The organism is Streptococcus oralis subsp. dentisani, assembly GCF_002860905.1.
Classification (GTDB): domain Bacteria; phylum Bacillota; class Bacilli; order Lactobacillales; family Streptococcaceae; genus Streptococcus; species Streptococcus oralis_BA.
On record NZ_PKIG01000004.1, the window covers coordinates 22,525 to 37,765 of the forward strand.

A 15,241-nucleotide genomic window follows, 5' to 3' on the forward strand; every position below is an offset into this window, starting at 1 on the left:
AAAAAGAAATTTCATCAAATTCTTAAATAAATCAAACAAAGATATTGAAAAAGTGAATGATAAATGATATAATTCTATTATTGTTCGTAAAAATTAAAAGGAGATTGATAATGGACAAATTATTTAAACTAAAAGAGAACGGTACAGACGTTCGTACAGAGGTTCTCGCTGGTTTAACAACTTTCTTTGCAATGAGCTATATTCTCTTTGTAAACCCACAAATTCTTTCGCAAACAGGAATGCCTGCTCAGGGTGTATTCCTCGCAACGATTATCGGTGCAGTTGCTGGTACCTTGATGATGGCCTTCTACGCTAACTTACCTTATGCCCAAGCACCAGGTATGGGATTGAATGCCTTCTTTACCTTTACAGTTGTATTCGGACTTGGTTATTCATGGCAAGAAGCCCTAGCTATGGTCTTCATCTGTGGAATTATCTCATTGATTATTACCTTGACAAATGTTCGTAAAATGATCATTGAATCGATTCCAAATGCCCTTCGCTCAGCTATTTCAGCTGGTATCGGTGTCTTTCTTGCCTACGTGGGAATTAAGAATGCTGGGCTTTTGAAATTCTCTATCGATCCAGGAAATTACACGGTTGCAGGAGAAGGGGCTGATAAAGCTCAAGCAGCGATTACAGCAAATGCTTCAGCAGTTCCAGGCTTGGTCAACTTTAATAATCCGGCTGTTTTGGTGGCTCTTGCAGGACTTGCCATTACTATCTTCTTTGTCATTAAAGGGATTAAAGGAGGAATTATCCTCTCTATCTTGACAACAACTGTTCTTGCTATCGCAGTTGGTTTGGTAGATTTGTCTAGTATCGATTTTGCTAATAACCATGTTGGTGCAGCCTTTGAAGACTTGAAGACAGTCTTTGGTGCAGCTCTTGGTTCAGAAGGTTTGGGAGCTTTGATTTCAGATACAGCTCGCTTGCCTGAAACTCTGATGGCCATTCTTGCCTTCTCATTGACAGATATTTTTGATACAATTGGTACCTTGATCGGTACAGGTGAAAAAGTTGGTATTGTAGCGACAAATGGTGAAAATCACCAATCAGCTAAGTTGGACAAGGCTCTTTACTCTGACTTGATTGGTACTTCAATTGGTGCCATTGCAGGTACTTCAAACGTAACGACTTATGTTGAGTCTGCTGCTGGTATTGGTGCAGGTGGACGTACTGGTTTGACAGCCTTGGTTGTAGCTATCTGTTTTGCGATCTCAAGCTTCTTTAGTCCACTTCTAGCGATCGTACCAACAGCCGCTACAGCTCCAATCTTGATTATCGTTGGGATTATGATGTTGGCTAGCTTGAAAAATATCCATTGGGATGATATGTCTGAAGCGGTTCCTGCTTTCTTCACATCTATCTTTATGGGATTCAGCTACTCTATCACTCAAGGGATTGCAGTTGGTTTCTTGACTTACACTTTGACTAAGCTTGTTAAAGGTCAAGCTAAAGATGTTCATGTAATGATTTGGATTTTGGATGCCTTGTTTATCCTTAACTACATCAGCATGGCCTTATAATAGGATAACCCAGGGGGATTTTCCCCCTTTTTGAATACAAAGGAGATAGGTGATGAAAGAGAAAAATATGTGGAAAGAATTATTGAATCGTGCAGGTTGGCTGTTAATCTTTTTTCTGGCGACAATTTTATATCAGATTCCTATAGGGGTTACTGCTATTTTAACTTTAAATGCAGTACCACTGTTGCAGTCAGGACTGATAGTTGCTGGTATTTCGATTGTGATTCTGGTGCTGTTTATTATTGGAGCTCGTAAAACGCAGTTAGCAAGTTTTAATTTTTCTTTTTTTAGAGCGAAGGATTTGGCACGTTTGGGATTAAGTTATTTAGTCATTATCTGTTCAAATATACTTGGTTCCATTTTATTGCAACTATCAAATGAGACGACAACAGGGAATCAGTCTCAGATTAACGACATGGTTCAGAATAGTTCTCTGATTTCCAGTTTCTTCTTGTTGGCCTTGCTTGCTCCAATTTGTGAGGAAATCTTGTGCCGTGGGATTGTTCCTAAAAAGATTTTCCGAGGAAAAGAGAACTTGGGATTTATAGTCGGTACGATTGTGTTTGCTTTATTGCATCAACCAAGTAATTTACCTTCTTTATTGATTTATGGAGGAATGTCAACTGTGCTGTCTTGGACGGCTTACAAGACCCAACGTTTGGAAATGTCTATCTTACTTCACATGATTGTGAATGGGGTTGTTTTCTGTTTGCTGGCTCTAGTGGTGATTTTGAGTCGGACATTAGGGATTTCTGTTTAAGATTTTTGACAATTGCTTACTTGTTTCTACTGGGAAAAAGATGAATGCAATCGTGTCCATCTTTTTCTTTTTATGGTAAAATAGAGAAATAATATGATGAAAAGCCTTGAGGGAGTGACCGATATGTCAAGTAAAGCCAATCATGCAAAGACAGCTATTTGCGGAATTATCAATGTAACCCCAGACTCCTTTTCGGATGGTGGTCAATTTTTTGCTCTTGAGCAGGCACTTCAGCAGGCTCGTAAATTGATAGCAGAAGGGGCTAGTATGCTAGATATTGGTGGAGAATCAACTCGGCCGGGAAGTAGCTATGTTGAGATAGAAGAGGAAATCCAGCGTGTTGTTCCAGTGATTAAAGCTATTCGCAAGGAAAGTGATGTCCTTATTTCCATTGATACTTGGAAAAGTCAGGTGGCAGAAGCTGCTTTGGCTGCTGGTGCCAACCTAGTCAATGATATCACAGGACTCATGGGTGATGAAAAAATGGCCCATGTGGTAGCTAAGGCTGGAGCGAAAGTGGTCATCATGTTTAATCCCGTTATGGCTCGACCTCAGCACCCTAGCTCGCGCATATTCCCTCACTTTGGATTTAATCAAGCTTTTACAGAGGAAGAGTTAGCTGACTTTGAAAAATTGCCAATCGAAGAGTTGATGGAGACTTTCTTTGAACGAGCATTAGCTAGAGCAAATCAAGCTGGGATTGCACAAGAAAATATCCTGTTGGATCCGGGAATCGGCTTTGGTCTGACCAAGAAAGAAAATCTGCTTCTTTTACGGGACCTGGATAAACTACATCAGAAAGGTTATCCAATCTTTCTTGGAGTATCGCGCAAGCGATTTGTCATCAATATTCTAGAAGAAAATGGTTTTGAGGTCAATCCCGAGACAGAGCTCGGTTTCCGCAATCGAGATACGGCTTCGGCTCATGTAACTAGTATCGCTGCAAGACAGGGTGTAGAAGTGGTGCGCGTGCATGACGTAGCTAGTCACAGGATGGCAGTTGAAATTGCCTCCGCCATTCGTCTTGCTGATGAAGCGGAAAATCTAGATTTAAAACAATATAAATAAGATGAAAGAAATTGAAAACAATCAGTGGATTGCCAACTACCGGACGAACCAACCGCATTTTGGCTTGGAACGCATGGTGGAACTGTTAGCTTTGCGTGGCAATCCCCATCTCAAACTCAAGGTCATCCATATCGGAGGGACCAATGGCAAGGGGTCTACCATTGCTTTTTTGAAAAATATGCTAGAAAAGCTAGGGCTGAAAGTTGGTGTTTTCAGCTCGCCCTATCTTATTCATTACACAGACCAGATTAGCATCAATGGGGAATCTATCCCGGAAGCGAGACTAGAAGCTCTCATGGTAGACTATCAGTCTTTGCTGGAGGGGGAAGCGACTGCCAATTTGCAGGGAACAACCGAGTTTGAGATTATCACAGCCATAGCCTATGACTACTTTGCCTCCGAGCAAGTAGATGTGGCCATCATGGAAGTGGGTATGGGTGGACTTTTGGATAGTACTAATGTTTGCCAGCCCATTTTAACAGGTATCACGACCATTGGACTGGACCATGTAGCCCTACTTGGGGATACATTGGAAGCTATAGCAGAGCAGAAAGCTGGTATTATAAAACGAAGAGTTCCCTTGGTGACAGGTCGTATTGCTCCAGAAGCTTTGGCTGTGATTGACCGCATTGCGGAAGGGAAAGATGCGCCGAGACTTGCCTATGGGAAAGATTATCAAGTTAGTCACCAAGAGAGTGTGGTAACAGGTGAAGTCTTTGACTATACAAGTGTTGTCAGACAAGGTCGCTTCCAGACTGGCCTGCTTGGTTTGCACCAGATAGAGAATGCTGGGATGGCTATAGCTTTACTTGATACTTTTTGTCAAGAAGATGGTCGAGAGCTACCAGCTAATATCTTGATTGCTCAAGCTCTGGAAGAAACAAGATGGCCGGGGCGTCTGGAGGTCGTGTCAAGGAACCCCTTGATGATCTTGGACGGGGCCCACAATCCCCATGCTATCAAGGCTTTATTGGCAACCTTGCAAGAACGCTTTGCGGATTATCGTAAGGAAATCCTCTTTACTTGTATCAAAACCAAGGCCTTGGAGGATATGTTGGGCTTGCTGGGGGCCATGCCAGATACCGAGCTTACTCTGACACATTTTGACGATAGTCGGGCGACTGATCAAAACGTGCTGGAAGAGGCGGCTAAGTCTAGAAATCTCAGCTATCAGGGTTGGCAGGATTTTCTAGAGCAGAAATTGACAGATAAAAAAGAAGAGAAAAAAACAGTTAGGATTGTCACGGGTTCCTTGTATTTCTTGAGCCAAGTGAGGGCCTATCTGATGGAGAGGAAGAACGAAAATGGATACACAAAAGATTGAAGCAGCTGTAAAAATGATTATCGAGGCTGTCGGAGAGGACGCTAACCGCGAGGGCTTGCAGGAAACGCCTGCTCGTGTCGCTCGTATGTACCAAGAGATTTTTTCAGGTCTTGGTCAAACAGCAGAGGAACATTTGTCAAAATCCTTTGAGATTATCGACGATAATATGGTGGTAGAAAAGGATATCTTTTTCCATACCATGTGTGAACACCACTTCTTGCCATTTTATGGTAGAGCGCATATTGCCTACATTCCAGATGGTCGTGTAGCAGGTTTGTCTAAGCTAGCCCGTACGGTTGAAGTTTATTCGAAAAAACCACAAATTCAAGAACGATTGAATATCGAAGTAGCCGATGCCTTGATGGAGTATCTAGGTGCTAAAGGAGCCTTTGTTGTCATTGAGGCGGAACATATGTGTATGAGCATGCGTGGTGTCAGAAAACCAGGCACTGCAACCTTGACGACAGTAGCTCGTGGTCTATTTGAAACAGATAAGGACCTCCGAGATCAGGCTTATCGTTTAATGGGACTATAATACTCTTCGAAAATCAAATTCAAACCACGTCAGCTTCTATCTGCAACCTCAAAACAGTGTTTTGAGCAGCCTGCGGCTAGCTTCCTAGTTTGCACTTTGATTTTCATTGAGTATAAAAAGAATCCGCTTTGGGCGGATTTTTCTAGAAAGGACTAGTTATGGATCAACTGCAGATTAAGGATTTGGAAATTTTTGCCTATCATGGTATGTTCCCTAGTGAGAAAGAATTGGGGCAGAAGTTTGTTATTTCCGCAATCCTATCCTATGATATGACCAAGGCGGCTACAGACTTGGATTTAACAGCCTCTGTCCATTACGGAGAACTGTGTCAGCAGTGGACGACTTGGTTTCAGGAAACCACTGAGGACTTGATTGAAACGGTAGCTTACAAATTGGTAGAACGTACTTTTGAGACCTATTCTCTTGTCCAAGAAATGAAGCTGGAACTGAAAAAACCTTGGGCGCCAGTTCATTTGCCACTAGATACTTGCTCCGTAACAATTCATCGCCGCAAGAAACGAGCCTTTATTGCCCTAGGAAGCAATATGGGAGATAAACAAGCAAACTTGAAGCAAGCCATTGAGAACATGCGAGCTCGTCGTATCCATATTCTTAAAGAGTCTAGTGTCTTAACGACGGAGCCTTGGGGTGGTGTGGATCAAGATAGCTTTGTTAATCAAGTGGTTGAGGTTGAAACCTGGTTGCCGGCCCCAGTTCTATTAGAGACCTTGTTAGCCATTGAGTCAGAGATGGGACGGGTGAGAGAAGTACATTGGGGGCCTCGTTTAATTGATTTGGATTTGCTTTTTGTGGAGGATCAGGTCCTTTATACAGATGACCTTATTTTGCCTCATCCTTATATAGCGGAACGCCTTTTTGTCCTTGAATCCTTACAGGAAATTGCGCCTCATTTTATCCATCCTACATTAAAGCAACCTGTCCGTAACTTGTATAATGCTTTGAAAAAATAAAAAAACTCTAGTTTTCAGTAGTTTATAACTGAAGGCTAGAGTTTTTAAAATAGGTCATTTTCTTCTGGGAGGAGGATAGTCTCTCTACCGTCCATGTCTAAAACTAGGACTCTGGGGGGATAAAGAGGGTCGAAAGGGTGGTTGAAGTCAAAATCAATGGCTGTAGGGAGGTGTTGACTTGAGAAGTGGAAGGTAATTTTTCCTTGGTTATTGAGCAATTGAAACTCAAGTTCTTCTTCCAATTCAAAGACATTTTTTAAGAAGTGGTCGATGATATACCAAAAAGAGTCAATGACATCATCAGGCAAGCTGGTAACAATGCCAAAACTAGCTGACCGCATGTGGGTATTGGTAAAAGCCATATTTCTTCCCCCTTTCTTTTCCCTTATCATACAGCAAATAGGATTAAAAATCAAGAAAAGGTGATTTTTTCTTCATAAACATAGCTTTCTATGAAATTTTTTTCAAACAATCTTCAAAAAATACTTGAAAGTGTTTACAAATAGTGATAAAATGGAATAAGTAGAATCATGAAAACGAAATTTTCATACCGTCTCTTTTTTGGAGTCTCGTGAGGTATGATATAGAAAGGAAATGGAATGAATACAGACGATACAGTAACGATTTATGATGTCGCCCGTGAAGCAGGAGTTTCAATGGCGACGGTTAGCCGTGTAGTCAATGGCAATAAGAATGTAAAAGAGAACACCCGTAAAAAAGTGCTTGAGGTGATTGATCGTTTAGATTACCGTCCAAATGCTGTGGCGCGTGGTCTTGCGAGTAAAAAGACAACCACTGTCGGTGTGGTGATCCCAAATATTACCAATGGCTATTTCTCAATGCTTGCTAAAGGGATTGACGATATCGCTGAAATGTACAAGTATAATATTGTCCTTGCTAATAGTGATGAGGATGATGACAAGGAAGTTTCAGTTGTCAATACCCTGTTTTCTAAGCAAGTGGATGGTATCATCTTTATGGGGTACCACTTGACTGAAAAAATTCGTTCAGAGTTTTCTCGTTCTCGGACACCAGTTGTTCTTGCAGGAACTGTGGATGTAGAACATCAGCTTCCAAGTGTCAATATTGACTACAAACAAGCAACGATTGATGCAGTAACCTACCTTGCTAAAGAAAATGAGCGCATCGCTTTTGTTAGCGGTCCACTAGTGGATGACATCAATGGTAAGGTTCGTTTGGTTGGCTACAAGGAAGCCTTGAAAAAAGCAGGTATTTCTTATAGCGAAGGATTGGTATTTGAATCTAAGTACACTTATGAAGACGGTTATGCCTTGGCAGAACGCTTGATTTCATCAAATGCAACTGCAGCAGTTGTAACAGGTGATGAATTGGCAGCAGGTGTCTTGAACGGCCTTGCTGATAAGGGTGTGTCTGTGCCAGAAGAGTTTGAAATCATTACTAGTGATGATTCACAAATCTCACGCTTTACCCGTCCAAACTTGACAACTATTGCCCAACCTCTTTATGACCTTGGTGCTATTAGTATGCGTATGTTGACTAAGATTATGCACAAGGAAGAGTTGGAAGAACGTGAAGTTCTCTTACCTCATGGTTTGACAGAACGTCGCTCAACACGAAAACGTAAATAGAAAAAATCAGGGAATCGTGAAGATTTCCTGATTTGTTTTTAGAGGAGAGAATTATACTCAATGAAAATCAAAGTGCAAATTAGGAAGCTAGCAGCAGATTGCTCAAAGTACAGCTTTAAGGTTGTAGATAGAACTGACGAAGTCAGTAACCATACATACGGTAAGGCGACGTTGACGCGGTTTGAAGAGATTTTCTAAGAGACTTACCCTTCCATATAGTCTTTCAAAGCCTGTCCTGTTAGTCCGGCATTGAGGGCAATGAGGAGTTTCAAGCGGGCTTTTTGGGCGTTGAGTTCTTTAACAAAGAAGACACCAGATTTTTGCAACTGCACGCCTCCACCTTGGTAGGCATAGACAGGCTCAGCGATACCGTTAAAGCATCGCGAAACCAGGGCGACTGGGATTCCTTTTTGCAGAAGGCTTTCTAACTTTTGAGACGTTTCTTTGGGAATATTACCAGCTCCGAAGGCTTGGATAATCAAGCCGTCCAATTGTTCCAAATCCAGCATATCAATCAGCTCATCTGTCATACCTGCATAAGCCGAGATGATAGGGACTAAGCCTTGTATGTGATCAAGGTCAAAGCGAACACGAGGTTCAGCTGTTTTGAAGTAGAGGATTTCCCGCTTCGTAATCAGACCAAGTGGCCCATGTGTTGGGGTCTGGAAGGTGCCGACGTTGGTCGTATGCGTTTTGGTAACATACTTGGCAGCATGAATTTCATCGTTCATAACAACCAAAACTCCTTTATCAGCAGCTCTGTCATCGCTAGCTACCCGCAAAGCACTCAGATAGTTATAAACGCCATCACTACCAAGTTCGTTGGAGCTGCGCATGGCACCTGTTAGAACGATAGGCATATGGGGAACTTCCATGGTATCAAGGAAATAGGCTGTTTCCTCTAAAGTATCGGTCCCGTGTGTGATCACCACTCCATCGTAGTTATTCGCTTCCTCTTTGATTTTTTGGTAGAGGGACAGCATATGCTTGGGCTTGATATGGGGGCTTGGTAGATTAAAAAAGTCTAGGGCGTGGACTTGGATTCCTTCAAGAGGATTGGACACATGGTTCATGGGATTATCTGAACTCGTCACAACAGCGCCAGAAGCATCGGCTTGCATGGAAATAGTTCCGCCCGTATGTAAAACAAGGATTTTCTTAGGCATGATTTACTCACTCTTTCTGAAATGTGGTATAATCATTGTATCACAAAAGGGGAGATTGGGATAGGATGGAAGTCAAAGCTGTTTTTTTTGATATCGATGGAACCTTGGTCAACGATCGCAAGAGTGTTTTGAAATCCACTAAGGACGCGATTAAAATCGTCAAAGAACAAGGGGTACTTGTCGGCGTAGCGACAGGACGAGGACCTTTTTTTGTTAAGGAATTGATGGACGATTTGGATTTGGACTTTGCGGTAACCTACAATGGCCAGTATATCTTTACTAAAGACAGAGTCTTGTTCACGAGTCCTATTTCCAAGTTACATTTGCGTCAGCTAATTAGCTATGCTAAAAAAGAGGGTAAAGAGATTGCCCTAGGGACCAAGGATGCCATGCTGGGTTCTAAAATCATGTCCTTTGGTCTGGGTTCTTTTTCCCAACGAATCAGTCGCTTCGTTCCCTCTGTTTTAACTCGGACGGTGAGTCATTCCTTTAATCGTATGGTCAGCAAGGTTGTTCCCCAAAAGGAAGAAGACCTGCTTCATCTAATGAATCAGCCTATCTACCAAGTCTTGATGCTGATGACGCCAGAAGAATCTGAGAAGGCGGCAGCTGATTTTGAAGACTTGAAATTGACACGTAGCAATCCTTTTGCAGCGGATGTCATCAATCAAGGAAATTCTAAATTGGAAGGTATTCGTCGAGTTGGGAAAGAATATGGCTTTGATCTCAACCAAGTCATGGCCTTTGGTGACTCAGATAACGACCTAGAAATGCTGGCGGGTGTCGGTATGTCGGTCGCTATGGGAAATGGTAGTAGCAGTGTCAAGGAAGTTGCCAAGCACATCACTACCAGCAATCAGCAAGATGGAATCCACAAGGCCCTGGAACATTTTGGTGTTCTGGCCTCAGAAAAAGTCTTTGTCAGCCGTGACTATCATTTCAATAAGGTCAAGACCTTCCACCACATGATGGATGAACGAACCCAAGAAGAACCTCGAGCTTGGGATTTAGAAGGTGCAACCCACAGGGCTGGCTTTAAAATAGAAGAATTGGTGGAGTTTGTTCGGGCTGCCAGCCCTTCGGAAGAGGACTTTGGTCAAGCTCTATCGCAACTTCATCAAGCTCTTGATAAGGCAGCAGATAAAGTAGCTAAGAAGACGCCTGCCCAGCAAGATTTGGTGGGCCAGGTGGATGCCTTGATTGACACGCTTTACTTTACCTACGGTAGTTTTGTTTTGATGGGGGTTGACCCAGAACGTATTTTTGATATTGTTCATCAGGCCAATATGGGGAAAATTTTCCCAGATGGCAAGGCTCATTTTGATCCAGTGACTCACAAAATCTTAAAACCAGATGATTGGGAAGAAAAATATGCTCCAGAACCTGCTATTAAAAAGGAACTGCAGCGCCAGCTCAAGGCTTACGAACGCCATAAAGAGAGAAATAAACAGTAAACAAAAAGGAGCTCTGAGCTCCTTTTCTTGGTAATTATAAGGTTTTTTCTTGTTCTCTCACCACCAGCAAATCGACCTTAGCATGGCGGAGAATGTATTCAGATGAAGAACCGACCAAGAGGCGTTCAAAGGCGTTGAGACCTGTTGCACCAACGAGGATGAGGTCCACTTCCTCAGCATCGGGAATAGTACGTGCTAGTAGGGTCTTTGGATTTCCCATTTCAATGACAATATGAACATCTGCCACCCCAGCATCTTTAGCACGTTTTTCGTACTCTTTCATCAGACTTTCAGCGTCGACTTGGAGTTCTTCGTAAACTTCAGCATCAAAGGTGGATACGCTTTGGAGAGCGCGTGTGTCAATGACATGTGCGATGGTGAGTTTAGCATCGTTTCGTAGAGCAGAATGAACTCCCTTGACAAAAGCCAAGTCCGCTTCTTTAGAACCATCGATTGCGACCATGATATTTTGGTAACGTTGTGCCATAATGAAACCTCCTGAAATTTTCTTACTATTATTGTAAACCTTTTCACTATAGAAGTAAAGCAAAAAAAGTATTTTTCAAAAGAATGTTAGCGCTTAAAATCTATATAAATATATGATAAAATAAAAGAAAGGATAGCAGGAAAGAAGTGAAGGGAGGGATAATGATGAAAAGCTCTTTTCAAAAATCAAATTTCCTTTATTATGGAATTATCCTAGTTTCAGTCTTGCTAGAAGTTATCATGATCTGGCAATTAGAGAGTCTGGTACCGTTTCTTTATCCAGGTTTTATCGGCTTTTTAGTCTTTCATGTACTCTACCATCTAATTTTATTCCTAGTTGCAAAACGAAGTGGGCGTTGGGATTACTTGATGATATGGGGACTTTTTCTCATGTTCAATCTTCTTTATGACTCCTTTTTAAGCTTGCTTTTTCTAGGTTTATCTTTTGGTATGTGATGTGACTTTCGCAAAATACCTGCTATCTCCCCTGTTTGCCCTCGCTTTTAGCGAGGCTTTTCTTCTATACGAAACTAGTAACACATTTCATACTCTTCGAAAATCAAATTCAAACCACGTCAACGTCGCCTTGCCGTACTCAAGTACAGCCTGCGGCTAGTTTCCTAGTTTGCTCTTTGATTTTCATTGAGTATCAGTAAACTTGTCGCATTTTCTTTCTAGTGGTATAATGTTACTATCCTGATGAATTGAGGAAACAAGATGAAAGAATATAACAAGTCTAGTAAGTTAGAGCATGTTGCTTATGATATCCGTGGTCCTGTTTTGGAAGAAGCCATGCGGATGCGAGCAAATGGAGAAAAGATTTTACGTCTGAATACAGGAAATCCAGCAGAATTTGGCTTTACAGCGCCAGACGAGGTCATTCATGACTTGATTATGAATGCGCGTGATAGTGAAGGTTACTCTGACTCAAAAGGGATTTTCTCAGCCCGTAAGGCCATCATGCAGTATTGCCAATTGAAGAAGTTCCCAAACGTGGATATTGATGATATCTACCTTGGAAATGGTGTCAGTGAGCTGATTGTCATGTCCATGCAGGGGCTTTTGGACAATGGAGACGAGGTATTGGTGCCAATGCCAGACTATCCTCTCTGGACAGCCGCTGTCAGTCTTGCTGGGGGAAATGCCGTTCACTATATCTGTGATGAAGCTGCAGAATGGTACCCAGATATTGACGATATCAAGTCAAAAATTACTTCCAATACTAAGGCGATCGTCCTTATCAATCCAAATAACCCAACTGGAGCCCTTTATCCTAAGGAACTCTTGTTGGAGATTATTGAGATTGCCCGTCAAAACGATTTGATTATCTTTGCGGATGAAATCTATGACCGCATGGTTATGGATGGACATGTGCATACGCCTGTGGCTAGTTTGGCACCAGATGTTTTCTGTGTCAGCATGAATGGTCTATCAAAATCTCACCGTATTGCTGGTTTCCGTGTGGGTTGGATGGTTTTGTCTGGACCTAAGACACATGTCAAAGGCTATATCGAAGGGCTCAATATGCTGTCCAATATGCGCCTTTGTTCTAACGTTTTGGCCCAACAAGTTGTACAAACTTCCTTGGGTGGCCACCAATCAGTTGATGAATTGCTCCTTCCTGGTGGACGAATTTACGAGCAAAGAAACTTCATCTACAATGCCATTCAAGATATTCCAGGTTTGTCTGCGGTTAAACCCAAGGCGGGACTCTATATCTTCCCAAAAATCGACCGCAATATGTACCGTATCGATGATGATGAGCAGTTTGTCCTTGATTTCTTGAAGCAGGAAAAGGTTCTCTTGGTTCATGGTCGAGGCTTTAACTGGCAGGAACCAGACCACTTCCGTATCGTTTACCTTCCTCGTGTTGATGAACTAGCCCAAATCCAAGAAAAAATGACTCGATTCTTAAAACAGTATCGTAGATAGGGCTTACATTCGAAAAAGCTGGAAACATTTGCCTAGAGCTATTGACAAAAGTGAAAGAATCAGATAGAATAGTAAAGTATGTTTAGTAACTGATCACTTTATAGCCGGCTAAACGAATACAAAATCTATGAGGAGGTATTCATCGTGAAACGTACTTATCAACCAAGTAAACTTCGTCGTGCGCGCAAACACGGATTCCGTAACCGTATGTCAACTAAAAACGGTCGTCGCGTATTGGCAGCTCGTCGTCGTAAAGGACGCAAAGTTTTGGCTGCATAATCCAAACGAACTATAACAAAAATCAGTAGGAACTCGAGTCTACTGATTTTTATTTTTGTAAAAAGTTCAAAAAGGCTTTATATTTTTGCTCAAATGGTGTATAATATTTCACATACTGTAAAAAATGGAGAATAATCATGAAGAAATCAAAAGTTATGCTTTTTGGAGCTATGGCTTTGACAGCAGGTCTAGCTCTAGCGGCATGCGGGTCATCCCAATCAAGCAATGCAGACAAGACATACTCTTATATCTTTGTCAGCAACCCTGATACCTTGGATTACATTACCTCTACACGAGACTCTACATCTAGTATCACAACCAACTTGATTGATGGTTTGTTGGAAAATGACCAGTATGGCAATCTCATCCCATCTATGGCTGAGTCATGGACAGTGTCAAAAGATGGCTTGACTTACACTTATAAGATCCGTCAGGGAGCTAAATGGTACACTTCTGAAGGAGAAGAGTATGCGGACGTAACCGCTCATGACTTTGTGACTGGTCTCAAGTATGCGGCTGATAAAAAGGCTGAAAACTTGTACTTGGTACAAGACTCTATCAAAGGTCTAGCAGACTATGTTGAAGGACAATCATCTGATTTTGGAACTGTTGGTGTTAAGGCAGTGGATGATTACACGCTACAGTACACCCTCAACCAACCTGAGACTTATTGGAACTCTAAAACAACAGCAAGTATCCTTAATCCTGTAAATGAAGCTTTCTTGAAGTCTAAGGGAGATGACTTTGGAAGTGTAACACCATCAAGTATCTTGTCAAATGGTCCTTACTTGTTTAAATCTTTCTCATCAAAATCTTTGATTGAGTTTGATAAAAACCCTAATTACTGGGATAAGGACAATGTTAAAATCGAGAAAGTGAAACTCTCTTTCTTTGACGGTTCTGACCAAGACAGCATTGCTAGAGGTTTCTTGGATGGTAACTATACTGATGGTCGTATCTTCCCAACAAGTTCAGTATTTGCTGAACTCAAGAAGGGCAATGAGGACAAGATTACCTATACACCGCAAAACTCAGTGACTTTCTATTATCTTTTCAACGTGAATCGTCAAAGCTACAAGCAGACGATGAAACAGTCTGATAAGGAAAAGACAGATTCACGCGCAGCTATGCAAAATAAAGATTTCCGTCAGGCTATCAACTTTGCCTTTGACCGTCATGCTTATGCAGCACAGACAAATGGTGAAGATGGAGCAGACCGTATCTTGCGTAACACAGTTACACCAAGTAACTTTGTCCAAGTTGGCGATAAGAACTTCGGTGACATTGTCAATGAAAAAATTGTCAACTACGGTAAAGATTGGGCAAATATCAACCTAAACGATGGTAAGCAAGCCTTCTTGAATCCTGAAAAGGCCAAAGAGAAGTTTGCGAAGGCCAAAGAAAGTCTGCAAGCACAGGGAGTAACTTTCCCAATTCATTTGGATATGCCAGTTGACCAGACTGCTAAGTTGGATGTGCAACAGGCTGGATCGTTCAAACAAACAGTGGAAGAAACCCTTGGTAAGGAGAATGTAGTCATTGATGTTATCCAACTTTCTCCAGACGAGAAGGATCAAGCTACATTCTTTGCAGATACAGCAGAACAAAAAGACTACGACATCGACATCTCAGGATGGGGTGGAGATTACTCAGATCCTAAGACTTACCTAGCTATCCTTGATCCAGAGACAGGTTCTCAGTTGAAAAACATGGGCTTGTCTGAAGGAAAAGACAAGGAAGTTAAGGACAAGATTGGTCTTTCTGACTATAAGAAACTCTTGGATCAGGCAGATGCGGAAATCACAGATACTAAAGCTCGCTATGAAAAATATGCTGAAGCCCAAGCTTGGTTGACAGATAGCGCCCTCTTCCTACCAGTTCAAAGTGGTGGAGCTAACCCAATCTTCCGTAAGACTGTACCGTTTACAGGCCCATTCTCATTCGTTGGGAATAAAGGAAATGCTGATAACTACAAATATGTTGAATTGCAAAAAGAGGCAGTAACTGCTAAACAGTACCAAGAACTCTATGAAAAATGGCTGAAAGAAAAAGCTGAGTCAAATAAAAAAGCTCAGGAAGATTTAGCTAACCATATTCAATGATATTCCTAGTCATGCTTTTCAGTAA

15 protein-coding genes are annotated in these 15,241 nt (G+C 41.8%); 12 read left to right on the top strand and 3 right to left on the bottom strand.

Going from position 1 to position 15,241, the window contains the following annotated elements; all coding sequences use genetic code 11:
* Positions 1 to 110: 110 nt before the first annotated feature.
* From CYK16_RS06905 to folK, 6 genes are all read left to right on the top strand, one after another.
* The gene (locus CYK16_RS06905) at positions 111 to 1,529 is read left to right on the top strand and encodes an NCS2 family permease (protein WP_060806062.1); all 1,419 of its coding nucleotides are present in this window, start codon (positions 111 to 113) and stop codon (positions 1,527 to 1,529) included.
* A 52-nt stretch (positions 1,530 to 1,581) separates the two neighbouring features.
* Positions 1,582 to 2,289, top strand: a complete 708-nt coding sequence (locus tag CYK16_RS06910; RefSeq protein WP_060806063.1) for a CPBP family intramembrane glutamic endopeptidase — start codon at positions 1,582 to 1,584, stop codon at positions 2,287 to 2,289.
* Positions 2,290 to 2,382: 93 nt separating this feature from the next.
* Entirely contained in the window at positions 2,383 to 3,357 is a 975-nt protein-coding gene (gene folP, locus CYK16_RS06915) for a dihydropteroate synthase (protein WP_060806064.1), read from the top strand.
* 1 nt (position 3,358) lies between these two features.
* Positions 3,359 to 4,681 carry a bifunctional folylpolyglutamate synthase/dihydrofolate synthase gene (locus CYK16_RS06920; RefSeq protein ID WP_060806065.1) on the top strand — a complete coding sequence of 441 codons (1,323 nt, stop codon included), beginning with the start codon at positions 3,359 to 3,361 and terminating at the stop codon, positions 4,679 to 4,681.
* Positions 4,662 to 5,216 carry a GTP cyclohydrolase I FolE gene (gene folE / locus CYK16_RS06925; RefSeq protein WP_000380917.1) on the top strand — a complete coding sequence of 185 codons (555 nt, stop codon included), beginning with the start codon at positions 4,662 to 4,664 and terminating at the stop codon, positions 5,214 to 5,216. The genes CYK16_RS06920 and folE overlap by 20 nt, the downstream gene beginning before the upstream one ends.
* Positions 5,217 to 5,374: 158 nt before the next feature.
* A complete protein-coding gene (folK, locus tag CYK16_RS06930) occupies positions 5,375 to 6,187 on the top strand; it encodes a 2-amino-4-hydroxy-6-hydroxymethyldihydropteridine diphosphokinase (RefSeq protein ID WP_060806066.1) in 813 nt (270 codons plus the stop codon).
* A 44-nt stretch (positions 6,188 to 6,231) separates the two neighbouring features.
* Here folK and CYK16_RS06935 read toward each other — a convergent pair whose 3' ends face one another.
* On the bottom strand, positions 6,232 to 6,549 hold the full coding sequence (locus tag CYK16_RS06935; RefSeq protein ID WP_000886035.1) for a DUF960 domain-containing protein: 318 nt from the start codon (positions 6,547 to 6,549) through the stop codon (positions 6,232 to 6,234).
* Between the two features lie 237 nt (positions 6,550 to 6,786).
* Between CYK16_RS06935 and ccpA the strand changes: the two genes are divergently transcribed.
* Positions 6,787 to 7,797, top strand: a complete 1,011-nt coding sequence (ccpA, locus tag CYK16_RS06940; RefSeq protein ID WP_060806067.1) for a catabolite control protein A — start codon at positions 6,787 to 6,789, stop codon at positions 7,795 to 7,797.
* A 203-nt stretch (positions 7,798 to 8,000) separates the two neighbouring features.
* Here the strand turns inward: ccpA and CYK16_RS06945 are convergent, their stop codons facing one another.
* Entirely contained in the window at positions 8,001 to 8,963 is a 963-nt protein-coding gene (locus CYK16_RS06945; RefSeq protein ID WP_060806069.1) for an asparaginase, read from the bottom strand.
* A gap of 65 nt (positions 8,964 to 9,028) precedes the next feature.
* On the opposite strand from CYK16_RS06945, the gene CYK16_RS06950 reads away from it, so the two are divergent.
* A complete protein-coding gene (locus tag CYK16_RS06950; protein ID WP_101776821.1) occupies positions 9,029 to 10,417 on the top strand; it encodes a Cof-type HAD-IIB family hydrolase in 1,389 nt (462 codons plus the stop codon).
* Between the two features lie 34 nt (positions 10,418 to 10,451).
* Here CYK16_RS06950 and CYK16_RS06955 read toward each other — a convergent pair whose 3' ends face one another.
* The gene (locus CYK16_RS06955; RefSeq protein WP_000079148.1) at positions 10,452 to 10,904 is read right to left on the bottom strand and encodes a universal stress protein; all 453 of its coding nucleotides are present in this window, start codon (positions 10,902 to 10,904) and stop codon (positions 10,452 to 10,454) included.
* A 161-nt stretch (positions 10,905 to 11,065) separates the two neighbouring features.
* Here CYK16_RS06955 and CYK16_RS06960 point away from each other — a divergent pair, with 161 nt between their 5' ends.
* From CYK16_RS06960 to CYK16_RS06980, 4 genes are all read left to right on the top strand, one after another.
* Complete coding sequence (locus tag CYK16_RS06960) at positions 11,066 to 11,359, top strand: hypothetical protein (protein WP_180948036.1); 294 nt, start codon at positions 11,066 to 11,068, stop codon at positions 11,357 to 11,359.
* A gap of 261 nt (positions 11,360 to 11,620) precedes the next feature.
* A complete protein-coding gene (locus CYK16_RS06970; protein WP_000666455.1) occupies positions 11,621 to 12,835 on the top strand; it encodes a pyridoxal phosphate-dependent aminotransferase in 1,215 nt (404 codons plus the stop codon).
* Between the two features lie 144 nt (positions 12,836 to 12,979).
* Positions 12,980 to 13,114 (top strand): 50S ribosomal protein L34, encoded by a 135-nt coding sequence (rpmH, locus tag CYK16_RS06975; RefSeq protein WP_000831905.1) that lies wholly within the window; start codon positions 12,980 to 12,982, stop codon positions 13,112 to 13,114.
* Between the two features lie 137 nt (positions 13,115 to 13,251).
* The gene (locus CYK16_RS06980; RefSeq protein WP_101776822.1) at positions 13,252 to 15,216 is read left to right on the top strand and encodes a peptide ABC transporter substrate-binding protein; all 1,965 of its coding nucleotides are present in this window, start codon (positions 13,252 to 13,254) and stop codon (positions 15,214 to 15,216) included.
* The last annotated feature ends 25 nt before the right edge of the window (positions 15,217 to 15,241 follow it).